Here is a 23,091-nt window from a genome sequence, read left to right on the forward strand (position 1 = left end):
ACCGACCCGCATAGCCCCTATCATCTACCTGACATCATTCGATTTTTCGCAAGGTCAGCCAACTGCCCCGGGTTTTGTCACATATTTATCCCCAACAGCGGCGGCCCTTGGATAACTTCCGGACAACTCGATAATCCACAGGAACCGGCTTCCCTACATCATCATCATCCTTTCTTTTCTTTTCTTTATTTAATAGATGGGCCGCGCTCACGGAGACCCGCCATGACCGATTTCCTTGCCTCGATCTACCCTTGGACAAAATCACTGCACATCGTTTCGGTGATCGCCTGGATGGCCGGGATCTTCTACCTGCCGCGGCTGTTCGTCTATCACACCGAGCAGGTCGCCGCGGGCTCTCAGACCGACGCGATGTTCCAGGAGATGGAGCGGAAGCTGCTGAGGGCGATCATGAATCCGGCGATGATCGCGACCTGGGTCTTCGGGCTGTGCCTCGTCTTTACCCCCGGGATCGTCGACTGGTCGATGGTCTGGCCCTGGACCAAGGCGGCGGGCGTGCTGGCGATGACCTGGTTCCACCATTGGCTGGGGAAACGGCGCAAGGATTTCGTGGCCGGATCAAACGTTCTGACGGGTCGGCGCTACCGGATGATGAACGAACTGCCCACGTTGCTGCTGATCCTCATCGTCTTCTCGGTTGTGATCCGGTTCTGATGGCAGATTGACTTGCGGCGGTGCTCTGCTTATATCGCCGCCAAGCCGCCCGTCCGGGTGGATATCAATCCAGACAGATGACGATCGCCTGCCCCCCTCGGGCCGATCCGGGATATTTCAATGACGACCGAACGACTGAACCTCTCCGAGCTCAAGGCCAAGAGCCCCAAGGATCTGCTGTCCATGGCAGAGGAGCTTGAGATCGAGAACGCCTCGACCATGCGCAAGGGCGAGATGATGTTCCAGATCCTCCGCGAGATGGCGGACGAGGGCTGGGAAATCGGCGGCGACGGCGTGCTTGAGGTTTTGCAGGACGGCTTTGGCTTCCTCCGCTCGACCGAGGCGAACTATCTGCCGGGCCCCGATGACATCTACGTCTCGCCCGACATGATCCGCCAGTTCTCGCTGCGCACCGGCGACACGATCGAGGGGCTGATGAAGGCGCCCGAGGAGAACGAGCGTTATTTCGCCCTGACCATCGTCACGCGGATCAACTTCGAAGACCCCGAGAAGGCGCGCCACAAGATCGCCTTTGACAACCTCACGCCGCTCTATCCCGACGAGCGGCTGAAGATGGAGGTCGAGGATCCGACGATCAAGGACCGCTCGGCCCGGATCATCGACCTGGTCGCGCCCATCGGCAAAGGCCAGCGGTCGCTGATCGTGGCGCCGCCGCGGACCGGCAAGACGGTGCTGCTGCAGAACATCGCCAACTCGATCGAGAAAAACCACCCGGAGTGCTACCTGATCGTCCTGCTGATCGACGAGCGCCCCGAAGAGGTGACCGACATGCAGCGCAGCGTGAAGGGCGAGGTCATCTCCTCGACCTTCGACGAACCGGCGACGCGCCACGTGGCCGTGTCGGAAATGGTGATCGAAAAGGCCAAGCGTCTGGTCGAGCATAAGCGAGATGTTGTGATCCTTCTGGACTCGATCACCAGACTTGGTAGGGCCTTCAACACTGTGGTGCCGTCCTCGGGTAAGGTCCTTACTGGTGGTGTCGATGCCAACGCCCTGCAACGGCCCAAGCGGTTCTTTGGCGCCGCGCGGAACATCGAAGAGGGCGGCTCGCTGACCATCATCGCGACCGCGCTGATCGATACAGGCAGCCGGATGGACGAAGTGATCTTTGAAGAATTCAAAGGCACCGGAAACTCGGAAATCGTGCTGGACCGCAAGGTCGCCGACAAGCGCGTCTTCCCGGCGATGGACATCCTCAAGTCCGGCACACGGAAAGAGGACCTGCTGGTCGAGAAGGTCGACCTGCAGAAGACCTTTGTCCTGCGGCGCATCCTGAACCCGATGGGCACAACTGACGCCATCGAATTCCTGATTTCCAAGCTCAAGCAGACCAAGACGAATTCGGAATTCTTCGATTCGATGAACACCTGATCCGCGGGGCGCCTGGTCGCCCTGCAAGGAACGCGCGTCATGGATACGATCTTTGCCCTGGCTTCGGCGCCCGGCAAGGCGGGCGTCGCCGTTGTCCGGATTTCGGGCCCTGACGCGCTGACCGCCGGGCGGGCACTGGCGGGCAGTTTGCCCGGCCATCGCGCATCGGCGCTGCGCCGGTTGGTGGACGATCAGGGTAATGTGCTGGACGAGGCGCTGGTGCTCGCCTTCGTCGGCCCGGCCAGTTTCACCGGTGAGGATGTTGTCGAACTGCATCTGCATGGCAGCACGGCGGTGATCGACTCCGTCCTGCGCTGCCTGTCGTCCCGTCCGGGTCTGCGCCAGGCCGAAGCCGGAGAGTTCACCCGCCGCGCGCTGGAGAACAACCGCCTGGACCTCGCCCAGGTCGAAGGGCTTGCCGATCTGATCGACGCCGAAACCGAGGCGCAGAGGCAGCAGGCCCTGCGCGTGTTGTCGGGGCAATTGGGCGATCTGGCCGGGCGCTGGCGGACAGACCTGATCCGGGCGGCCTCTCTGATCGAGGCGACGATCGATTTCGCCGACGAGGATGTGCCTGTCGACGTGATGCCTGAAGTGCGCGAGCTGCTCGACCGCGTCAGAGTTGATCTGCAGAGAGAGATCGCGGGATCGGGCATTGCCGAACGTGTCCGCTCGGGCTTCGAAGTCGCGATCCTCGGCGCGCCAAATGTCGGCAAATCCAGCCTGCTGAACGCGCTGGCTGGTCGCGACGCTGCGATCACCTCGGAATTTGCTGGCACAACCCGGGATGTCATCGAGGTGAGGATGGACCTCGGCGGATTGCCTGTGACCTTGCTGGACACGGCAGGCCTACGCGACACCGAGGATCACGTAGAACGGATCGGCATCGAACGGGCGCGCCAACGCGCGGGCCATGCCGACCTGCGTGTTGTCCTTCAACTGGACGACAGCGTGCCAGAGATCGACTTGCAACCGGATGATATCGTGATCCGGTCCAAGGTCGACCTGGTTGGAGGGGAGGGCATCTCCTCCAGAACCGGCGCGGGGGTCGATGCCCTGGTCAGCCGGATTCGCAGTGTTCTGGTCGGACGCGCGTCAAATGTCGGGATCGCCACGCGAGAGCGGCACCGCACCGCGATGATGAAAGCGGCAGAGCATCTGGCTGCTGCGGACGCGCTGTCGCATCATGGGCCGGACATGGCCGATTTGTGCGCCGAGGAATTGCGGACCGCTATCCGCGCGCTCGATTCTCTGGTAGGTCGCGTCGATGTGGAGTCGTTGCTCGACGAGATTTTTTCGAGCTTTTGCATCGGCAAATGAGGAATGTTTCACGTGGAACATGAATTCGACGTCGTCATCATCGGTGGCGGGCACGCAGGGGCCGAGGCAGCTCACGCCTCCGCCCGTATGGGCGCCCGCACCGCGCTGGTCACGCTGAAGCTGGATGGCATCGGCGTCATGTCCTGCAATCCAGCCATCGGAGGGCTGGGCAAAGGCCACCTGGTTCGCGAGATCGACGCGCTCGACGGGATCATGGGTCGCGCTGCGGATGCGGCGGGTATCCAGTTCCGCCTTTTGAACCGCCGGAAAGGGCCGGCTGTTCAGGGTCCCAGGGCGCAGGCCGACCGGAAACTGTACAAGGCCGCGATTCTGGGAATGGTGCAAGACCAGGACAATCTGGAGATTGTCGAGGGCGAGGCCGTCGATTTCCTTATGGACGGCGAGGCTGTGCGCGGTGTGGTGCTCGACGATGGCAGGGTTCTGAAATCCCATGCGGTTGTCCTGACCACCGGCACATTTCTACGTGGAGTTATCCATATCGGGGATGTGTCGCGGCCTGGTGGGCGAATGGGCGACAAGCCCTCCGTTAAACTTGCGGAGAGGATCGACAGCTTTGGTCTGCCGCTTGGGCGCTTGAAGACCGGCACTCCGCCCAGGTTGGACGGACGTACGATCGACTGGGCCAAGCTGGAAATGCAGCCGGGCGATGACGAGCCCACCCTGTTCTCATTCCTGTCCAAGGATCCAGCCGTGCGTCAGATTTCCTGCGGGATCACGCACAGCAACGAAAAGACACACGAGATCATTCGCCAGAATCTCTCACGTTCCGCCATGTACGGCGGTCATATCGAAGGCGTCGGGCCCCGCTATTGCCCCTCGATCGAAGACAAGATCGTCCGGTTTGCCGACAAGACATCGCATCAAATCTTCCTTGAGCCCGAGGGTTTGGATGATTTCACCGTTTACCCTAACGGAATCTCAACCTCTCTGCCCGAAGACGTACAACATGACTATGTGCGTTCCATCCTTGGGCTTGAGGAGGCAGTGATCCTGCAGCCGGGCTATGCCATCGAATATGACTACGTCGATCCACGGGCCCTTGACGCTCGGCTGGCGCTTCGCGATGTGCCGGGGCTGTTTCTGGCCGGGCAGATCAACGGTACGACAGGGTACGAAGAAGCGGCCGCTCAGGGCATGGTCGCCGGTTTGAACGCCGCCATGTCGGCGCGGAAGGCCGATCCGGTGATCTTCAGCCGGACCGATTGCTATATCGGCGTCATGGTGGACGACCTGACAACTCGTGGGGTGACCGAGCCGTACCGGATGTTCACGTCGCGGGCGGAGTTCCGTCTGTCTCTCCGTGCGGACAATGCTGACCAGCGCCTGACGCCTCTGGGTCTGAGCATCGGCTGCGTTGGGGATGAACGAGCTGGCGCTTTCCGCGACAAGAGCACCCGGCTTGAGGTCGGGCGGACTGTCTTGACCGAGAAGACCTATACCGCCAAGGACCTCGCAACCATCGGGATACGGGTCAGTCAGGACGGCGCGCGGCGCACGCCCTATGAACTGCTCGCATTTCCCGAAGTGACACTCGAAGGCTTGGCATCTTTGGATCCGGCCATTGGCGATCTGGATGCAGAGACGTCGGCCCAACTGGAACGCGACGCGCTGTACGCAAATTACATTGAGCGCCAGCAGCGGGATGTGGAAGCAATGCGCCGGGATGAGAACCACGTGATTCCGGCGGATTTCTCTTATGCCGATCTGGATGGGTTGTCCAACGAGTTGAAGCTGAAACTGGATAGGGCCCGGCCCGGAAACCTTGCTCAGGCGGCACGGGTGGACGGAATGACCCCCGCGGCGCTGACATTGCTTCTTGCGCGCCTTCGCAAAGGTGTGCGGGAGAAAACGGCGTGAAGGGCATTTTCGCGGCGATGGATGTTCCACGTGAAACATCCGAGAAACTTGCGATCTACCAAACACTGCTGAACCAATGGAATCCTCGGATTAACCTCGTTGCCAAGTCGACGTTGGAGGATGCTGCCGAGCGCCACTTTGCAGATTCACTTCAGTTGATGGATATGGTTCAGCCAGGCGCGCATTGGGCCGACCTGGGCAGTGGAGGGGGCTTCCCCGGACTTGTTATCGCGATTGCCCGACCGATGGAGACCAAAGTCAGCTTGGTGGAATCGGACCAGCGCAAGGCGACCTTTCTCAGGACCGTGCTCCGCGAAACCGGTACAACGGCCAACGTGATTACCAAGCGGATCGAAGAGGCCGACCCCCTGGGTGCGGATATCTTGTCTGCCCGGGCGCTGGCATCCCTGGACCGGTTGCTGGCATTTGCCGAGCGTCATCTGCAAGCCGGGGGGACCTGCCTGTTCCACAAGGGCGAAACCTGGCGCGAGGAAGTTGAGGCCGCCCGGGCGCAATGGCGCTTTCAAAGCGAGGCCATCGAAAGTAAAACGAATCCCAGAGCAGTCGTCCTGAAAATCGGAGGAATCGAACGTGTCTGACAGCCTCAGTCCACACGGGCCCCGGATCATCGCCGTAGCCAACCAGAAGGGCGGGGTGGGCAAAACGACCACAACGATCAACCTTGGCGCTGCACTTGTCGAGCAGGGATGCCGGGTTCTGCTGGTTGACCTCGATCCGCAGGGCAATGCCTCGACCGGGCTGGGCGTCGAACCGGACGACCGTGAATTCACCACCTACGATCTGCTTCTGGGCGATGTCGATCTGGCCGAGATCATCCTGACCACAGGCATTGAACGGCTGAACATCATTCCCGCAACTGTCGACCTCAGCTCGGCCGATCTGGAACTGATGTCGAACGAGAAACGCAGCTACCTGCTGCACGATGCGCTGAGACAGCCAGCGATGAACGGGCTGCACTACGATTACATTCTGATCGATTGCCCGCCGTCCCTCAACATATTGACGGTCAATGCGATGGTTGCAGCACATTCTGTGTTAGTACCCCTTCAGAGCGAATTCTTTGCGCTCGAAGGTCTATCGCAGCTGATCATCACCATCCGTGAGGTTCGTCAGAGCGCAAATCCGGGGCTGCGGATCGAGGGCGTCGTGCTGACGATGTACGATTCCCGCAACAATCTGTCCCAGCAGGTGGAGGCCGATGCGCGCGAGAACCTGGGCGACATGGTGTTCGAAACGGTCATTCCCCGGAACGTCCGGGTCAGCGAGGCGCCGTCCTATGCGATGCCGGTCCTGGAATTCGACACGGCCTCGAAGGGCGCGCAGGCCTATCGCAGCCTGGCGCGTGAGCTGATGTCCAAGAACGAAGCGGTGGCTGCATAATGGGGGTGGAGATGAACGACAGGAAAAAGACGCGCGGGCTGGGCCGGGGCCTGTCCGCCCTGATGGCGGATGTGGGCCAGGATGACGCTGTCCAGTCCAGTGCCGCGGCAACCCCGCGCCGGCCGGACATGTATGTGCCGATCGAACAGGTCGCGCCGAACCCGGATCAGCCGCGCCGAAGCTTTACGCCGGAACACCTGGAAGAACTCGCCGCGTCGATCCGCGAAAAGGGGATCATCCAGCCGCTGATCGTGCGCGAAAAGGTTCAGGGCGAACAGCGGTATGAAATCGTCGCGGGCGAGCGGCGTTGGCGTGCCGCGCAGATGGCGCAGCTGCACGAAATCCCCGTGCTGGTGCGAGAGTTCGACGACACCGAGGTGCTGGAAGTCGCGATCATCGAAAACATCCAGCGCGCCGATCTGAACCCGGTGGAAGAGGCCGCCGGCTATCGGCAGCTGATGGATCGCTTTGGTCACACACAAGAGAAACTGGCCGAAGCCCTTGGCAAGAGCCGCAGCCACATCGCCAACCTGTTGCGTCTGCTTCACCTGCCCGAAGAGGTGCAGACCTTCCTGCGCGAGGGCAAGCTGTCGATGGGCCATGCCCGGGCGCTGATCACCTCGGAGGATCCGGGGGCCGTGGCGCGCAAGGTGATTCAGGGCGGATTGTCGGTGCGCGAGACCGAGCGCCTGGCCAAGGGGGCCAGTGAGGCCGCGGGCGGGGCAACCCGGGCGCCCAAGGCACCGGCCGCTCTGGAAAAGGATGCGGATACCCGCGCGCTGGAGGGCGATCTGTCTGCCGCAACCGGGCTGAAGATCAGCATCGACCACGCCGGCGGCGGGGAATCGGGGCAGGTGGTGATCCGCTATGCCAACCTGGAGGAGCTGGACGAAATCTGCCGGATGCTCAGCGCGGCCCGCTAGGTCGGCTCCAGATAAAGATCAGGACGCAGCCCAGAGTGATCCCCTGGATCATCAGCAGCTGCGGCCTTAGACCTGACAGGACCGACATCGAAAAGACCGCAGCGATGGACAGGGTGGCATAGCGTTTGCCCTTGCGCGAGATCGCGCCGTTTTGCTGCCAATCGGCGATGGCGGGGCCGAACCGCGGATGGGTGACGAGCCAGTCGTGCATCCGCTCGGAACTGCGGGCAAAGCAGAAGGCCGCGAGGATCATGAACGGCACGGTGGGCAAGAGCGGCAGCACGATGCCGATCACGCCAAGCGCGACCGAGAGGATGCCGAAGGAGAGCCAGAGCCAGCGCATCCGTCAGCCCGGCATCAGTTCCGCGATGATCGCGTTCAGCACCATGCGCCCATCCGTCGTGACCCGCAGCCCGTCGCCGTCGACCGCGATCATGCCGATATCCGACAGATGTTTCAGTGTGGTTACCGGGATCGGCTCACCCGCCAGCGCCCTGTAGCGCGCCATGTCGATCCCCTCGGTCAGCCGCAGACCCATCAGAAGGTATTCCGATGCCTGCTCCGGTCCAGCCAGCGGGGTGCGGATCGTTTCGGCAGACCCGGTCTCGGCGGCCTCCAGCCACCGGGTCGGCATGCGCCAGGCCTCGGTCGCGTAGCGCTGGCCGTCGAGCGTCAGCCGCCCATGCGCGTCGGGGCCGATACCGACGTAATCGCCATAGCGCCAATAGACCCGGTTGTGCCGGGATTCGGCACCGGGGCGGGCCAGGTTGGACACCTCGTAGCTTTCGAACCCGGCCGCGCCGGCCATCTCCTGGGTCAGCGCGTAAAGATCGGCCGACAGGTCGTCATCGGGCAGATCGCGCAGCTTGCCGGCCTTGTAGCGGTCGCCAAAGGCGGTGCCGTCCTCAATGGTCAGCTGGTAGAGCGACAGGTGATCGACGGCGAGGGACAGCGCGCGGCCCAGTTCGGCGCGCCAGTCCTCCAGCGACTGGCCCTGCCGGGCATAAATCAGGTCAAAGCTCACCCGCTCAAAGGTGTCGCGGGCGATGTCGAAGGCGGCCAGCGCTTCGGCCACCGTGTGGATGCGGCCAAGGCGGCGCAGGTCGTCGTCGTTCAGCGCCTGGACGCCCATCGAGATCCGATTGACCCCGGCCTCGCGATATCCGCGAAAGCGACCGGCCTCGACCGATCCGGGGTTGGCCTCCAGCGTGACCTCCATGTCATTGGCCCAAGGCCAGTGCAGGCGGATACGCTCCAGTATGGCGCTGACCAGTTCGGGCTGCATCAGCGAAGGCGTGCCGCCGCCAAAGAAGACCGATGTCAGCACCCGCCCCGGGACCAGAGCGGCGTGTCGGTCGAGCTCGGCCAGGTAGGCGCGTTGCCAGCGGTCCTGATCTATTTCACGTGAAACATGGCTGTTGAAGTCGCAATACGGGCATTTGGCCTGGCAAAAGGGCCAATGCAGATAGAGGCCAAAGCCCCCGGCCTGCCAGTCTTCAGCCAAAACAGCCCGCTACGAGTTTGCGGAAGGCCTCGGCGCGATGAGACATCTCGTCCTTGCGGCCGGGGTCCATCTCGCCAAAGGTCTCGGTCTCGCCATCCGGGAGGAAGATCGGGTCGAAACCGAACCCGTTCTGGCCCTTCATCGGCCAGGTGACCTGCCCATCGACCCGGCCGACGAAGATCTCGTCATGCCCGTCGGGCCAGGCGAGGCAGAGCGTGCAGTTGAAGGCGGCGGTGCGGGGGAAGGGCGCGTCCCTTTCTTCCAGCAGGGTCCAGACCTTGGTCATCGCCATCGGGAAATCGCGGCCGTTGGGCGTTTCGGCCCAGTCGGCGGTATAGACGCCGGGATCGCCGTCCAGCGCGTCGACCGTGATGCCGCTGTCGTCGGACAGTGCGGGCAGCCCGGTGGCGCTGGCGGCGTAATGCGCTTTGATCCGGGCATTGCCGGCAAAGGTGTCCTCGGTCTCTTCGGGCTCGTCCAGCCCGTGATCGGCGGCAGAGCTGACCTCGACCCCAAAGGGCGCCAGCAGGGCCGCGATCTCGCGCAGCTTGCCGGCGTTGTGGGTGGCGATGACCAGTTGCCTGCCGTCGAACTTACGCACCGATTGCGGCCTTCTGCGCGGCGACCAATTCGTCCACGCCCTTTTCGGCGAGGTCCAGCAACTGGTTCATCTGGTCGCGCGAATAGGTCGAGCCCTCGGCCGACATCTGCACTTCGATCAGCTTTTTGGAGCCGGTCATGATGAAATTTCCATCGACGCCCGCTTCGCTGTCTTCGGGATAGTCGAGGTCCAGCACCGGCTGACCGGCGTAAATCCCGCAGGATACGGCGGCGACCGGGTCGGTCAGCGGGTCGGAAATCACCTGGCCGGTCTTCATCAGCTTCATCACCGCCAGCTTCAGTGCGACCCAACCGCCGGTGATCGAGGCGCAGCGCGTGCCGCCGTCGGCCTGGATGACATCGCAGTCCACCGTGATCTGGCGTTCGCCCAGGGCCACGCGATCCACGCCCGCGCGCAGGCTGCGCCCGATAAGGCGTTGAATTTCAACGGTTCTACCGCCCTGTTTGCCGGCAGCAGCCTCGCGCCGCATGCGCGAGGTGGTCGACCGGGGCAGCATGCCGTATTCGGCGGTAACCCAGCCCAGGCCCGACCCCTTGATAAAGGGCGGCACGCGGTCCTCGATGGTGGCGGTGCACAGCACATGGGTATCGCCGCACCGGATCATGCAGGATCCCTCGGCATGCTTCGTGACCCCGGTCTCGATTGAAATCTGGCGCATTTCGCCTAAATCACGTCCTGACGGTCGCATGAGTGCTCCTCCTGTTTGCGGTCGAGATACGCACTCCCGCATCGTGAACGCAACCCCGATTGACCTTTCGGCAGGGGCCTCTTTAATGGGCGGCCAGACGGGACACATGGGCATGACACAACAGAGCTCGATCCTAGACGAACTGAACGATCGCTCGCGGGAGGTTTTCCGCCGGGTGGTCGAAGGCTACCTCGACAGCGGAGAACCGGTCGGGTCGCGCTCGCTCACCCGCCTGATGAGCGAGAAGGTCAGCGCCGCCACCATCCGCAACGTGATGCAGGACCTTGAATACCTCGGGCTGCTGAACTCGCCGCATATCTCGGCCGGCCGCGTGCCGACACAGCAGGGTCTGCGGATGTTTGTCGACGGCTTGCTGGAGGTCGGCGACCTGCAGGGCAACGACCGCGACCTGCTGGATGCCACGATTTCCGACAACGGCGCCGATGTGACCGCGCTGCTGGACCGGATCGGATCGGCCCTGTCCGGCGCGACTCGCGGGGCCTCGCTGGTGCTGGCGCCCAAACGCGAGGCGCCGATCAAGCATATCGAATTTGTGGGCCTGGGCCATGACCGCGCCCTGGTGGTGCTGGTCTTTGCCGACGGTCATGTCGAGAACAGGATTTTCCATCCGCCCGCGGGCCAGACGCCAAGTTCGATGCGCGAGGCGGCCAATTTCCTGAACGCGCTGATCGAGGGCAAGACCCTCAGCGACGTGCGTTCGGTCATGCGCGAAGAGATCAAGGCCCGCCGGCAGGAGATCGACACCCTGGCGCAGGAGCTGATCGACAGCGGCCTGGCCGTCTGGGACGGCGATGGCAACAATTACGAGCGGCTGATCGTGCGCGGCAGGGCCAATCTGCTGGGGGGGGATGCCGGAGAGGAAGACCTGGATCTGATCCGCGAGCTGTTCGACGACCTGGAGCGGAAACGCGATATCGCCGAGTTCCTCGAACTGGCCGAGGGCGGCGAGGGTGTGCGGATTTTCATCGGCTCAGAGAACAAACTTTTCTCACTTTCGGGTTCCTCTCTGGTGGTTTCTCCATATATGAACGCGGATCGAAAGATCATCGGCGCGGTGGGTGTCATCGGACCTACGCGCCTGAACTATGGACGTATTGTGCCGATCGTGGATTACACGGCGCAACTGGTCGGGCGGATGATTTCCGACCGGAGCTAGAGGTGAAGGATGGCAGAGCCGAAGAACGACGATTTCCTCGACGATATCGAAACCGCCGAGGCGGAAGCCTATGCCGAGGACATGGCCGAGCTGGATGACGAAGCTGTGGAACTGGACACGCTGCGCGCCGAACGGGACGAGCTGCGCGACCGGTTCATGCGCGCGCTGGCGGATGCCGAAAACGCGCGCAAGCGGGCCGACAAGGACCGGCGCGAGGCCGAGAATTATGGCGGGTCGAAACTGGCGCGCGACATGCTGCCGGTCTACGACAACATGAAGCGCGCGCTGGAGGCCGCCGGCGGGTTGGGCGAAGATCACGCCGCCCTGCTGGAAGGTGTCGAGCTGACGATGCGCGAACTGCTGAACGTGTTCCGCAAACACGGCATCGAACCGATTTCCCCCGAAATCGGCGACCGGTTCGACCCCAAGCTGCACCAGGCGATGTTCGAGGCGCCGGTCCCCGAGACCCGCGCCGGAGACATCATCCAGGTGGCCGCCGAAGGGTTCATGCTGCACGACCGGCTGCTGCGCCCCGCGCAGGTCGGGGTGAGCTCGAACCCGGCAAAGTGAGCGGAGCCGTCAGGCATCGCGCGGGACCCGGCCACTGGCCGGGTTTTTCGTTTGATGGGGCGGGGCCTGCTGCGGCAGGGTTCCACGTGAAACGAAAGGGACGGTGCGGATGACAATCAACCACGAAGACGAGCTCGACACGCTGAAAGAGATCGGACGCATAGTCGCCAACACCATGCAGACGATGGCCCGCGAGATGGAGCCGGGCATGACCACGGGCGAGCTGGACGAGATCGGGCGCGCGCTGCTGGAGCGGGAGGGCGCGGTATCGGCCCCCAAGAGCACCTATGATTTCCCGGGCGCGACCTGCATCAGCGTGAACGAGGAGATTGCCCACGGCATCCCCGGCGGCCGGGTGATTGCGGCGGGCGATCTGGTGAATATCGACGTGTCCGCCAGCAAGAACGGGGTCTTTGCCGACACCGGCGCGACGTTCCGGGTGCCGGCGGTACGTCCCTCGCAGGATCGGCTGTGCCGCGACGGGCGGCGCGCGATGCAGATCGGGATCGCCCAGGTGCGCGACGGCCGCCCGCTGTCGGGGATCGGGCAGGCCATCGGGGCCTTTGCCGCCGCGAAGGGCTATACCCTGATCCGCAACCTTGCCAGCCACGGGATCGGGCGCTCGCTGCACGAATACCCGACCGAGGTCGCGACCTGGCCCAACCGCGACCGGCGGCGGATCAATCGCGGGCTGGTTCTGACGGTGGAGCCGTTCTTGTCGCGCGGCGGGATCTGGGCGACTGGCGGCAAGGATGGCTGGACACTTTACAGCGAACCCGCCGCGCCCTGCGTGCAATATGAACATACGGTTGTCGCGACCGACCGCGGCGCGATTGTCGTGACGATGCCCGGCTAGGCTGGGCGCGTGTTCAGCCGAAACAGGGTCTAATTCCGGGCGGCGTCCTTGAGGCGGTAAAGCACCTCCAGCGCTTCGCGCGGGGACAGATCGTCGGGGTTGGTGTCTTCCAGCAGCCGGGCCACCTCTCCCAGACCCTCGGGCAGTTTGGCTTTGGGCGCGGGCGGCGGGGCGGCGGCAAAGAGGGGCAGATCGTCGATCAGCACCTGCCGCTTGGCCCCCTCGCGGTCGCCCTTTTCCAGCGTGTCGAGGATCGCGCGCGCCCGGGCGACAACCGCCTCGGGCAGACCGGCCAGCCGGGCGACCTGCACACCATAGCTGCGGTCGGCAGCGCCCTTGCGGACCTCGTGCAAGAAGATCACGTCGCCCTCGTATTCCCGGACGGACACGGTGGCATTGTCGACGCCCGCCAACTTGCCCGCCAGCGCCGTCAGCTCATGATAATGCGTGGCGAAGAGGGCGCGGCAGCCGTTGACCTCGTGCAGATGTTCCAGCGTGGCCCAGGCGATGGACAACCCGTCATAGGTGGCCGTGCCGCGCCCGATCTCGTCGAGGATCACCAGAGCATTGGCATCGGCCTGGTTCAGAATCGCGGCGGTTTCGACCATTTCCACCATGAAGGTCGACCGCCCCCGCGCCAGATCGTCCGAGGCGCCGACACGGCTGAACAGCTGCGAGACGACGCCGATTTCGGCCCGCTCCGCCGGAACATGGCTGCCGGTCTGGGCCAGCAGGGCAATCAGCGCGTTCTGCCGCAGAAAGGTCGATTTGCCCGCCATGTTCGGGCCGGTCAGCAGCCAGATGCGGGCGGGATCGTCGCTCAGGTCGCAATCGTTGGCGATGAAGGGCGCGCCCTGGCGCCGCAGGGCGGCTTCGACCACCGGATGGCGTCCGTCCTCGATCCTGAGCGCGCGGCCCTGGGTCATCACCGGGCGCACCCAGTTTTCGCCGCGCGACAGATCGGCCAGCGCGGTGGCGAGGTCGAATTCCGACAGCGCGCGGGCGGTAGCGGCGATCCCGGCGGCGGATTCCAGAATAGCGCCTTTCAGGGTGTCATAGAGACGTTTTTCAATCTCCAGCGCCTCGCCGGCGGCGTTGTGAATCCGGGTTTCCATCTCGGAAAGTTCGATGGTGGTGAACCGCAGCTGGTTTGCCGTGGTCTGCCGGTGGCGGAAGGTGCCTGACAGCGGCTCCGACAGCATCTTGTCGGCATGGGTCGCGGTGACCTCGATGAAATAACCCAGCACGTTGTTGTGCTTGATCTTCAGCGCGTTGATGCCGGCAAGTTCGGCATATTCGCCCTGCATCCGGGCGATCACGCCGCGTCCTTCGTCCCGCAGCTCGCGCGCGGCATCCAGATCGGCGTCATAGCCGGCGGCGATGAACCCGCCGTCGCGGGCCAGCAGGGGCGGTTCGGCCACAAGCGCGGCGTCCAGCAGCTCCAGCAGCGCGTCATGGCCGGTGAGGTCGGCAGAGGCCCCGGCGAGAAGCCGGGGCACCGCGGTCCCGCCAAGGATCGCGCGCAGTTCTTCGGCCTGGGTCAGCCCGTTGCGGATCGCGGTCAGATCGCGCGGGCCGCCGCGGTCCAGCGACAGGCGCGACAGGGCGCGGTCAAGATCGGGCACCTTGCGCAGCGCCTCGCGCAGATCGGCAGATATGCGACCCTGATCCTGCGCAAAATCCACCGCGTCGAGCCGTTCCTCGATCACCGAAATGACGCGCGAGGGCGAGGACAACCGACGCTCCAGCAGCCGCGCACCGCCGGGGGTGACGGTGCGATCCACCGTTGCCAGCAGCGACCCGGCCCGCCCGCCCGACAGCGCATGCGTCAGTTCAAGATTCCGGCGGGTGGCGGCGTCGATCTGCATCGTGCGGTCCTCGGCCTCGCGGACCGGGGGGCGCAGCAGGGGCAGTTTGCCCTTCTGGGTGATTTCCAGGTAGTCGACGATGGCGCCCATGGCGGCGACCTCGGGCCGGGAGAACTGGCCAAAGGCCTCCAGCGTGCCCACGCCAAAGAGCGAGAGCAGGCGTTTCTCTCCGCCCGTGCTGTCGAAACTCGCCCGCGCCAGCGGGGTCAGCGCCGGCCCGATATCAGAGACTGTTTCGCGGTAATCGCCCTCGATCGCATCCGACATCAGCACCTCGGACGGGGCCAGCCGGGCCAGTTCCGGCCCCAGGCGGACGGGCGGCAGGGGCATCACGTGAAAGGCCCCGGTCGAGATATCGACCCAGGCCAGCGCGCCCTCGTCCCGCACCAGGGCATAGGCGGCCAGGTAATTGTGGCGACGCGCGTCAAGCAGGGAGTCCTCGGTCAGCGTGCCGGGCGTCACCAGCCGCACCACGTCGCGCATCACCACGGATTTCGACCCGCGTTTCCTGGCCTCTTCGGGGCTTTCCATCTGTTCGCCCACGGCGACGCGGAATCCCTTGCGGATCAGGGTCAGCAGGTAGTTCTCGGCGGCATGCACCGGGACGCCGCACATGGGAATGTCCTCGCCCAGGTGCTTGCCGCGTTTGGTCAGGGCGATGTCCAGCGCCTCGGCCGCCGCGACGGCGTCGTCAAAGAACATTTCGTAGAAATCGCCCATCCGGTAGAACAGCAGCGCATCCGGGTATTGCGCCTTGATCTCGAGATATTGCGCCATCATCGGCGTCACGGCGGAACTGGCCTGGTTCACTGCATCGCCCCCACTGCGTTGCCCGGCAACTTACAAATCCGCAGCCCGCGGCGAAAGGCGAAAGCGCGATTCGGTTGAGTGCCACGCACGGCCCGTGTAAGAGGCCCAAGCCTTGACGAAGGAGGAGGCCCCGATGACTCGCAACAGGATCACGCCGGAAGAGGCGCTTGCATTCCATCTGGAGCCCATGCCGGGCAAGCTGGAAGTCAGCGCCACCGTTCCGATGACCACGCAGCGGGACCTGTCGCTGGCCTATTCCCCCGGTGTGGCCGTGCCCTGCGAGGCGATCCATGCGAACCCGGAAACCGCCTATGACTACACGACCAAGGGCAACCTTGTCGCGGTGATCTCCAACGGCACCGCGGTGTTGGGCCTGGGGAACCTGGGCGCGCTGGCCTCCAAGCCGGTGATGGAGGGCAAGGCCGTCCTGTTCAAGCGGTTCGCCGATGTGAACTCGATCGATATCGAGCTGGACACCGAGGACACCGAGGCCTTCATCAACGCGGTCAAGCTGATGGGCCCGACCTTCGGGGGCATCAACCTGGAGGACATCAAGGCGCCGGAATGCTTCATCATCGAGCAGCGGTTGAAGGAAGAGATGGATATCCCCGTCTTCCACGACGACCAGCACGGCACGGCGGTGATCTGCGCGGCGGGGCTGATCAACGCCCTGCATCTGAGCGGCAAGAAGATCGAGGATTGCCGGATCGTCCTGAACGGGGCCGGGGCCGCTGGCATCGCCTGTATCGAGCTGCTCAAGCGCATGGGCGCGCGGCCCGAAAACTGCATCACCTGCGACACCAAGGGCGTCATCTACCAGGGCCGCACCGATGGCATGAACCAGTGGAAATCGGCCCATGCGGTCAAGACCGACCTGCGCACTCTGGAGGATGCGATGGCCGGGGCCGACGTTTTCCTCGGCGTTTCGGCCAAGGGGGCGGTGACGCGCAAGATGGTCGCGAGCATGGCCCGCGATCCCGTGATCTTTGCCATGGCGAATCCCGATCCCGAGATCACGCCCGAAGAGGCGCATGAGGTGCGCTCGGATGCCATCGTCGCCACCGGGCGCAGCGATTACCCGAACCAGGTAAACAACGTCCTGGGCTTTCCTTACCTGTTCCGGGGCGCGCTGGACATTCACGCCCGGTCGATCAACGACGAGATGAAGATCGCCTGCGCCGAGGCGCTGGCCGCGCTTGCCCGCGAGGATGTGCCCGACGAGGTCGCGATGGCCTATGGCAAGGCGCTGACCTTTGGCCGCGACTACATCATCCCCACGCCCTTCGACCCGCGGCTGATCCACCGCATCCCGCCCGCCGTGGCGCGGGCCGGGATGGACACCGGCGCGGCGCGGCGGCCGATCATCGACATGGAAAGCTATGAGCAGTCGCTCATGTCGCGGATGGATCCGACGGCCAGCATCCTGCGCGGGCTGAACGCCCGGGCGCGGCGGGCACAGGCGCGGATGATCTTTGCCGAGGGCGACGACCCGCGCGTGCTGCGCGCCGCCGTCATGTACCAGCGCAACGGGTTCGGCGAGGCGCTGGTCGTCGGGCGCGAGCCGGATGTGAAGGCCAAGCTGGAAGCGGCCGGGCTGGGCGACGCGGTGAGCGAACTGAAGGTGGTGAATGCCGCCAACACGCAGCACCTGGAAACCTACAAGTCGTTTCTTTACGACCGGTTGCAGCGCAAGGGCTATGACATGGCCGATATCCACCGGCTGGCCGCGCGCAACCGCCATGTCTTTGCCGCGCTGATGCTGGCGCATGGCCACGGCGACGGGCTGGTCACCGGGGCGACCCGCAAGTCGGCCCATGTGCTGGAGCTGATCAACCACGTCTTTGACGCCAGCATCGAGATCGGGGCCGCCGGTGTCACCGCGCTGCTGCACAAGGGGCGGATCGTCCTGATCTCGGACACGCTGGTGCATGAATGGCCGGACGAGGAAGACCTGGCGAATATCGCGGAACGCGCGGCCTCGGTCGCGCGCGATCTGGGGCTGGAGCCCCGGGTGGCCTTTGTCAGCTTCTCGACCTTCGGCTATCCGGTTTCGGAACGGGCGGAAAAGATGCATGTCGCCCCCCAGGTGCTGGAAGCGCGCGGCGTGGATTTCGAATTCGAGGGCGAAATGACGGTCGACGTGGCGCTGAATGCCAGGGCGGCGGCGCATTACCCGTTCTCGCGCCTGACCGGGCCGGCCAATATCCTGGTGGTGCCGGCGCGGCATTCGGCCTCGATCTCGGTCAAGCTGATGCAAGAGATGGCGGGCGCCACGGTGATCGGGCCGATCCTGTCGGGTGTCGACCGCCCGATCCAGATCTGTTCGACCGGCTCCACCGTGAACGACATCATGAACATGGCGCTGATGTCCGCCTGTAAGGTCGGCTGAGATGACGGTCTGGAACCTGGGTTCGGTCAATGCCGACAGGTTCTATGCCGTGCCGCACATCCCCGCGGCGGGTGAGACCCTGGCCGCCACGGGTTATGCCGAGGGGCTGGGCGGCAAGGGCGCGAACATGGCCGTCGCCTCGGCCCGCGCGGGATCGCGGGTCGAATTGATCGGCGCCGTCGGGGCGGATGGCGGCTGGATGCGCGACCGGCTGGCCAGCTATGGCGTGTCGGTCGCGCATGTCGCCCAGGTCGAGGGCCCGTCGGGGCATGCCAATATCGCGGTGGACGGAGACGGAGAGAACCAGATCCTGATCCTGCCCGGCGCCAATGTGCTGCTGGATCGGGGGCAGGTGGCTGCCGCGCTTGCCGCCGCTGCGGCCGGGGATATCTTCGTCTGCCAGAACGAAACCAACCTGCAACGCGAGGCGGCCGACATCGCCCGCGCGCAGGGCCTGCGCGTGGCCTATGCCGCCGCGCCGTTTTCGGCCGGGGCGGTCGGGCGCATGCTGCCGGTGACCGATCTGCTGGTGATGAACGCTGTCGAGGCGCGCCAACTGGAAGAGGCGACAGGCACCGCCCCCGCCGACCTGCCGGTGCGCGACGTGGTGATCACGCTTGGCCCGGACGGATGCCGCTGGATCGACACTGTTTCAGGGCAATCGCGCGATTTCCCGTCGCCAAGGGTTTCGGCTGTGGACACCACCGGGGCGGGCGACACCTTCACCGGCTATCTTCTGGCCGGGCTGGATCAGGGGGCCGGGATGCCCGAGGCCTTGCACCTGGCGCTGCGGGCCGCCGCGCTGAAGGTCACCCGAAGAGGCACCGCCGACGCGATCCCCGCGCGGGACGAGGTGACGGGCTGGCAGCCCTAGGCTCAGCCGTGCACGAAGGGCGCGCCGTTGCCCCAGAGCGCGCGGATCCGTTTGTCCCGCCCGCACGCCTCGCGATAGCGCTTGTAGGCCTCGGCCTGACGCTTGGGGCCGAACCGGGTCAGGATCAGCTTGGACCCCTTGTAATAGTTCTGGTGATAGTCCTCGGCCTTGTAGAAAGTCCCGGCCTTGAGGATCGGGGTCACGATCTTCTGCCCCAGGGCGGCCTGGGCCTCGGCCCTGGCCTTTTGCGCCGCCTGCTGTTCAGCCGCGGTAGAGACAAAAATTGCCGTGCGATAGCTGTCCCCACGGTCGCAGAACTGCCCGCCCGCGTCGGTCGGGTCGACCGAGCGGAAGAAGAGCGCCAGCAACTGGTCCAGCGAGATGCGGCGCGGGTCGTAATTTATCTGCACCGCCTCGTAATGCCCGGTGCCGCCGGCCGACACCTGCTTGTAGGTCGGGTTCTTGAGCGTGCCTCCGGTATAGCCCGAGACGACGCTGCGCACCCCGGCGACGGATTCGAAATCGGCCTCGACGCACCAGAAGCAGCCCCCGGCGACGGTCAGGGTGTCCGCGCGGGCGGCGGACAGGCCGGTCATGGCGGCAAGCGTCAGGGCCAGCAGGGACAGGAAGCGGAATGACATGACAGGCTCCTCGGGTTTCACGTGGAGCATGGCAGGATGCGGCCCGGGCACAAAACCCTTTGCATCCCTGTCACGCGGTCTTGAGCTTGCGTGATCGCCGGTAGAGGATCGCCAAAAACAGGAGCCTCACGTGAAGATTGCCTGCTGGTCCGGCCCCCGGAACCTGTCGACCGCCATGATGTATGCTTTTGGCAACCGCGCCGATTTCGCCGCGGTGGACGAACCCTTCTATGCCGCCTACCTCGCCCGTACCGGGCTGCAACATCCGATGCGCGAGGCGATCCTGGCCAGCCAGCCGCAGGATTATGCCGGTGTGATCGAGGCCCTGACCGGGCCGGTTCCCGACAATCGGGCGCATGTCTGGCAGAAACACATGGCCCAGCACATGATCGAGGGGATCCCCCGCGACTGGGCCAGCGACCTGGTCAATGTCTTCCTGATCCGCCACCCGGCGCGCGTGGTCGCCAGTTTTTCCGACAAATACGACAACCCCACGCTGGACGACATCGGCTTTCGCCAGCAGGCGGAGCTGTACGACATGCTGGTCGCCCGGGGGCAAAGCCCGGTGGTGATCGACGCGCAGGACATCCGGGCCGATCCCGAACAGGCGCTGCGGGGTTTGTGCGATGCGATCGGGCTGGACTGGGATCCGGCGGTGCTGTCCTGGCCGCAGGGCGGGCACCGGGCGGATGGAATCTGGGCCTCGCACTGGTATGCCTCGGTCCATCGCTCCACCGGATTCGCGGGGGCCGAGGGGCCCTTGCCCGAACTTGCCGGACCGGCCCGCGATCTGGCCGAAGCGGCGATGCCCCATTACCGGCGGCTGCACGCCCTGCGCCTTGGATCGGGCTGATCCACCTTTCGAAAGTTTCTGTGAAACTAATAGCGCTCCCCATCCGTTTCTATGTCAGCGCCCACAAACGGGCTTGCTCAAAACCCAGGGAGACTTTGATGAAGACCTTTGTACTTTCCGCCGTATTTACGACCCTTGCCGGTGCCGCACTGGCCGCCAGCCACAGCATGGCCCCGATGGTCGAAGCGATGGATCAGGACGTGTCCAACGGCGTCGTCAGCGCGACGAAGGTTGTCGCGCCGGAAAACGGCTGGATGGTCGTGCACCGCACCGACAGCGAGATGAAGCCCGGCCCCGTGGTCGGCTATGCCCCGCTGCGCATGGGTGACAACGAAGACGTCGCCGCGATCCTGATGGAAGATGTCAAGCCCGGCGACATGCTGATGCTGATGGTCCACTCCGAAGCAGGCGGCATGAAGACCGGCAGCTTTGAATACACCCTCGGCGCAACCGAGGACGGCCCGATCAAGCCGGACGGCAAGCTGGTGATGACCACCATCACCGCCAAGTGATGGAGGACCGGTGATGGTCTTTTGCACCTTCACCGCGAAACAGAGTGTTTCTGAAACGGGGTCGGAACGTCCGGCCCCGTTTTGCGTTGACGTGACGTTAACGAGTGACCGTGTTAGTTGGTAAGTCGGCGCGAGCCGGCGACGGCTCGTGCCGCACCAGACTGCCAGGCTAAACCCGGCGCACGACCAGGTCAGTCAGGGCCGACATGCCTTCATGTCCGGACCCTTCGGAAATCTCCGCCTCATAGTCCCTCAACTCGACGATCTCATGCGCTGAAAAGGCGTCTGTCAGGATCTCCGCCGTATAGAGGTTTTCCACGACGCCCGGGCCGCCGGTGCCGAATTCGATCTGTTTCGGCGTGTAGCCGTGGATCAGGATCAACCCGCCGGGGCGGGTGGCGGCGATCATGCCGTCGAACACTTGCCGGCGCAGGGCAGGCCCGGCGAACTGGAAGAAGATACCGCAGACAATGTCATACTGCCGGGCCGTCCAGCCGAACCTTTCGGCCGTTTCCTGGCGGAAGTCGACCGTCACGCCGCGGCTCTCTGCCAGCTTGCGGGCCTTGTCGAGTGCGACGGGCGAGGCATCCCAGGCCGTCACATTCAGACCCTGTTCCGCCATGAACACCGAATTCCGCCCCTCGCCATCGGCGATGCAAAGGGCGGTGTCCCCGGCGGTCAGCAGGTGGACATGTTCGGACAGGAACCGGGACGGCGCGGTGCCGAAGAGGTAGTCATCGGTCGAATAGCGCGCGTTCCAGTCCATCTGCGGTATCCTCAGCCCGTGCGGCGGTTCCGCATGGCGATCAGTTTCAGCCGCAGCGCGTTCAGGTTGATGAACCCGGCCGCGTCCTTCTGGTCGTAGGCGCCGGCGTCTTCCTCGAAGGTCACATGCGCCTCGGAATAGAGCGAGTGATCCGACCAGCGGGCCACGGTGCGCGCCGAACCCTTGTAGAGCATCAGCCTGACGGTGCCGGTGACGTGCTCCTGGCTCTTGTCGATCAGGGCCTGCAGCATCTCGCGCTCGGGCGAGAACCAGAAGCCGTTGTAGATCAGCTCGGCATAGCGCGGCATGATCGAATCTTTCAGGTGCCCGGCGCCGCTGTCCAGCGTGATCTGTTCGATCCCGCGGTGCGACTCCAGCAGGATGGTGCCGCCCGGGGTCTCGTAGACGCCGCGGGATTTCATGCCGACAAAGCGGTTTTCGACGAAGTCCAGCCGCCCGATGCCGTGGCGCTTGCCGTAGTCGTTGAGCTTGGTGAGGATCGTGGCGGGCGACATCGCCTCGCCGTTGATCGACACGGCGTCGCCCTTTTCAAAGCCGACCTCGATATATTCCGGCTCATCCGGCGCGGTGAGCGGATCGTCGGTGCGCTGGTAGACATAGTCTGGCGCCATGTCGCCCGGGTTCTCCAGCACCTTGCCCTCGGAAGAGGTGTGCAGCAGGTTGGCATCGACCGAAAAGGGCGCCTCGCCGCGTTTGTCCTTGGCGATCGGGATCTGGTTGGCCTCGGCGAATTCCAGCAGCTTGGTGCGCGAGGTCAGGGACCATTCCCGCCACGGGGCGATGACCTTGATCAGCGGGTTCAGCGCATAGGCGCTGAGTTCGAACCGCACCTGGTCGTTGCCCTTGCCGGTGGCCCCGTGGGCGACGGCATCGGCACCGGTTTCGGCCGCGATTTCCACCAGCCGCTTCGAGATCAGCGGCCGCGCGATCGAGGTGCCCAGCAGGTAGAGCCCTTCGTACAGCGCATTGGCGCGGAACATCGGGAAGACGAAGTCGCGGCAGAATTCCTCGCGGACGTCCTCGATATAGATGTTCTCGGGCTTGATACCCAGAAGCTCGGCCTTCTTGCGGGCCGGGTCCAGTTCCTCGCCCTGGCCGAGGTCGGCGGTAAAGGTCACGACCTCGCAGCCATATTCGGTCTGGAGCCATTTCAGGATGATCGAGGTGTCGAGGCCGCCGGAATAGGCCAGCACAACTTTCTTGGGCGCGGACATGGTTTTCCCTCGTCTGGAGTTTGGCAGTGGCGATAACGGGTTTCCTTGGGCGGGGCAAGGTGGCGGCGGGGGCAGAGCGGGGTCCCCGGGATCGCAACGGCCCGCGTGGCAGGTCGCACATCGGCCTAGATGTCTTGCCC

22 protein-coding genes are annotated in these 23,091 nt (G+C 64.5%); 14 read left to right on the top strand and 8 right to left on the bottom strand.

Going from position 1 to position 23,091, the window contains the following annotated elements; translation table 11 throughout:
* Positions 1-222: 222 nt before the first annotated feature.
* The 7 genes from GLS40_RS02720 to GLS40_RS02750 all read left to right on the top strand — a co-directional run bounded on the left by GLS40_RS02720 (position 223) and on the right by GLS40_RS02750 (position 7,586).
* On the top strand, positions 223-672 hold the full coding sequence (locus GLS40_RS02720; RefSeq protein WP_160381055.1) for a CopD family protein: 450 nt from the start codon (positions 223-225) through the stop codon (positions 670-672).
* Between the two features lie 120 nt (positions 673-792).
* A complete protein-coding gene (gene rho / locus GLS40_RS02725) occupies positions 793-2,064 on the top strand; it encodes a transcription termination factor Rho (protein ID WP_160381056.1) in 1,272 nt (423 codons plus the stop codon).
* 39 nt (positions 2,065-2,103) lie between these two features.
* Entirely contained in the window at positions 2,104-3,384 is a 1,281-nt protein-coding gene (gene mnmE, locus GLS40_RS02730) for a tRNA uridine-5-carboxymethylaminomethyl(34) synthesis GTPase MnmE (RefSeq protein ID WP_160381057.1), read from the top strand.
* A 3-nt stretch (positions 3,385-3,387) separates the two neighbouring features.
* On the top strand, positions 3,388-5,262 hold the full coding sequence (mnmG, locus tag GLS40_RS02735) for a tRNA uridine-5-carboxymethylaminomethyl(34) synthesis enzyme MnmG (RefSeq protein ID WP_202075786.1): 1,875 nt from the start codon (positions 3,388-3,390) through the stop codon (positions 5,260-5,262).
* Positions 5,259-5,861 (top strand): 16S rRNA (guanine(527)-N(7))-methyltransferase RsmG, encoded by a 603-nt coding sequence (gene rsmG / locus GLS40_RS02740; RefSeq protein WP_328598866.1) that lies wholly within the window; start codon positions 5,259-5,261, stop codon positions 5,859-5,861. Before mnmG ends, rsmG begins: the two co-directional genes overlap by 4 nt.
* Positions 5,854-6,663, top strand: coding sequence for a ParA family protein (locus GLS40_RS02745; RefSeq protein WP_160381059.1), 810 nt, complete (start codon positions 5,854-5,856; stop codon positions 6,661-6,663). Before rsmG ends, GLS40_RS02745 begins: the two co-directional genes overlap by 8 nt.
* Positions 6,664-6,674: 11 nt before the next feature.
* Positions 6,675-7,586, top strand: coding sequence for a ParB/RepB/Spo0J family partition protein (locus GLS40_RS02750; RefSeq protein ID WP_160381060.1), 912 nt, complete (start codon positions 6,675-6,677; stop codon positions 7,584-7,586).
* On the opposite strand, the gene GLS40_RS02755 is transcribed toward GLS40_RS02750, so the two are convergent.
* Genes GLS40_RS02755 through rph form a run of 4 tightly spaced genes read right to left on the bottom strand, consistent with a single transcriptional unit; the run spans position 7,570 to position 10,400 of the window.
* Entirely contained in the window at positions 7,570-7,929 is a 360-nt protein-coding gene (locus tag GLS40_RS02755) for a YbaN family protein (protein ID WP_160381061.1), read from the bottom strand. The genes GLS40_RS02750 and GLS40_RS02755 overlap by 17 nt on opposite strands.
* Positions 7,930-7,932: 3 nt before the next feature.
* Positions 7,933-9,090, bottom strand: coding sequence for a radical SAM family heme chaperone HemW (hemW, locus tag GLS40_RS02760; RefSeq protein ID WP_160381062.1), 1,158 nt, complete (start codon positions 9,088-9,090; stop codon positions 7,933-7,935).
* Positions 9,083-9,691 (bottom strand): RdgB/HAM1 family non-canonical purine NTP pyrophosphatase, encoded by a 609-nt coding sequence (gene rdgB, locus GLS40_RS02765; RefSeq protein ID WP_160381063.1) that lies wholly within the window; start codon positions 9,689-9,691, stop codon positions 9,083-9,085. Before rdgB ends, hemW begins: the two co-directional genes overlap by 8 nt.
* The gene (rph, locus tag GLS40_RS02770) at positions 9,684-10,400 is read right to left on the bottom strand and encodes a ribonuclease PH (protein ID WP_160381064.1); all 717 of its coding nucleotides are present in this window, start codon (positions 10,398-10,400) and stop codon (positions 9,684-9,686) included. The genes rdgB and rph overlap by 8 nt, the downstream gene beginning before the upstream one ends.
* A 112-nt stretch (positions 10,401-10,512) precedes the next feature.
* On the opposite strand from rph, the gene hrcA reads away from it, so the two are divergent.
* From hrcA to map, 3 genes are all read left to right on the top strand, one after another.
* On the top strand, positions 10,513-11,577 hold the full coding sequence (hrcA, locus tag GLS40_RS02775) for a heat-inducible transcriptional repressor HrcA (protein WP_160381065.1): 1,065 nt from the start codon (positions 10,513-10,515) through the stop codon (positions 11,575-11,577).
* 9 nt (positions 11,578-11,586) lie between these two features.
* Complete coding sequence (locus tag GLS40_RS02780) at positions 11,587-12,147, top strand: nucleotide exchange factor GrpE (protein WP_160381066.1); 561 nt, start codon at positions 11,587-11,589, stop codon at positions 12,145-12,147.
* A 109-nt stretch (positions 12,148-12,256) separates the two neighbouring features.
* Complete coding sequence (gene map / locus GLS40_RS02785; RefSeq protein ID WP_160381067.1) at positions 12,257-13,003, top strand: type I methionyl aminopeptidase; 747 nt, start codon at positions 12,257-12,259, stop codon at positions 13,001-13,003.
* Positions 13,004-13,032: 29 nt separating this feature from the next.
* Here the strand turns inward: map and mutS are convergent, their stop codons facing one another.
* Positions 13,033-15,651, bottom strand: a complete 2,619-nt coding sequence (mutS, locus tag GLS40_RS02790) for a DNA mismatch repair protein MutS (protein WP_160381159.1) — start codon at positions 15,649-15,651, stop codon at positions 13,033-13,035.
* 163 nt (positions 15,652-15,814) lie between these two features.
* Between mutS and GLS40_RS02795 the strand changes: the two genes are divergently transcribed.
* Together GLS40_RS02795 and GLS40_RS02800 are read left to right on the top strand one after the other, a co-directional pair.
* Positions 15,815-18,070, top strand: a complete 2,256-nt coding sequence (locus tag GLS40_RS02795) for an NADP-dependent malic enzyme (protein ID WP_160381068.1) — start codon at positions 15,815-15,817, stop codon at positions 18,068-18,070.
* Position 18,071: 1 nt separating this feature from the next.
* Positions 18,072-18,944, top strand: a complete 873-nt coding sequence (locus GLS40_RS02800; RefSeq protein WP_160381069.1) for a ribokinase — start codon at positions 18,072-18,074, stop codon at positions 18,942-18,944.
* Between the two features lie 2 nt (positions 18,945-18,946).
* Here the strand turns inward: GLS40_RS02800 and msrA are convergent, their stop codons facing one another.
* Positions 18,947-19,585, bottom strand: a complete 639-nt coding sequence (msrA, locus tag GLS40_RS02805; RefSeq protein WP_202075789.1) for a peptide-methionine (S)-S-oxide reductase MsrA — start codon at positions 19,583-19,585, stop codon at positions 18,947-18,949.
* Between the two features lie 130 nt (positions 19,586-19,715).
* Here msrA and GLS40_RS02810 point away from each other — a divergent pair, with 130 nt between their 5' ends.
* Together GLS40_RS02810 and GLS40_RS02815 are read left to right on the top strand one after the other, a co-directional pair.
* Positions 19,716-20,438 carry a sulfotransferase-like domain-containing protein gene (locus GLS40_RS02810; protein ID WP_160381071.1) on the top strand — a complete coding sequence of 241 codons (723 nt, stop codon included), beginning with the start codon at positions 19,716-19,718 and terminating at the stop codon, positions 20,436-20,438.
* A 98-nt stretch (positions 20,439-20,536) separates the two neighbouring features.
* Positions 20,537-20,950, top strand: a complete 414-nt coding sequence (locus GLS40_RS02815) for a DUF7282 domain-containing protein (RefSeq protein ID WP_160381072.1) — start codon at positions 20,537-20,539, stop codon at positions 20,948-20,950.
* Positions 20,951-21,119: 169 nt separating this feature from the next.
* On the opposite strand, the gene GLS40_RS02820 is transcribed toward GLS40_RS02815, so the two are convergent.
* Entirely contained in the window at positions 21,120-21,716 is a 597-nt protein-coding gene (locus GLS40_RS02820) for an SAM-dependent methyltransferase (protein ID WP_160381073.1), read from the bottom strand.
* A gap of 11 nt (positions 21,717-21,727) precedes the next feature.
* Positions 21,728-22,951 (bottom strand): argininosuccinate synthase, encoded by a 1,224-nt coding sequence (locus GLS40_RS02825; protein WP_160381074.1) that lies wholly within the window; start codon positions 22,949-22,951, stop codon positions 21,728-21,730.
* Positions 22,952-23,091 lie beyond the last annotated feature (140 nt).

The sequence above is a fragment of the Pseudooceanicola pacificus genome (assembly GCF_009789075.1).
Taxonomy (GTDB): Bacteria; Pseudomonadota; Alphaproteobacteria; order Rhodobacterales; family Rhodobacteraceae; genus Pseudooceanicola; species Pseudooceanicola pacificus.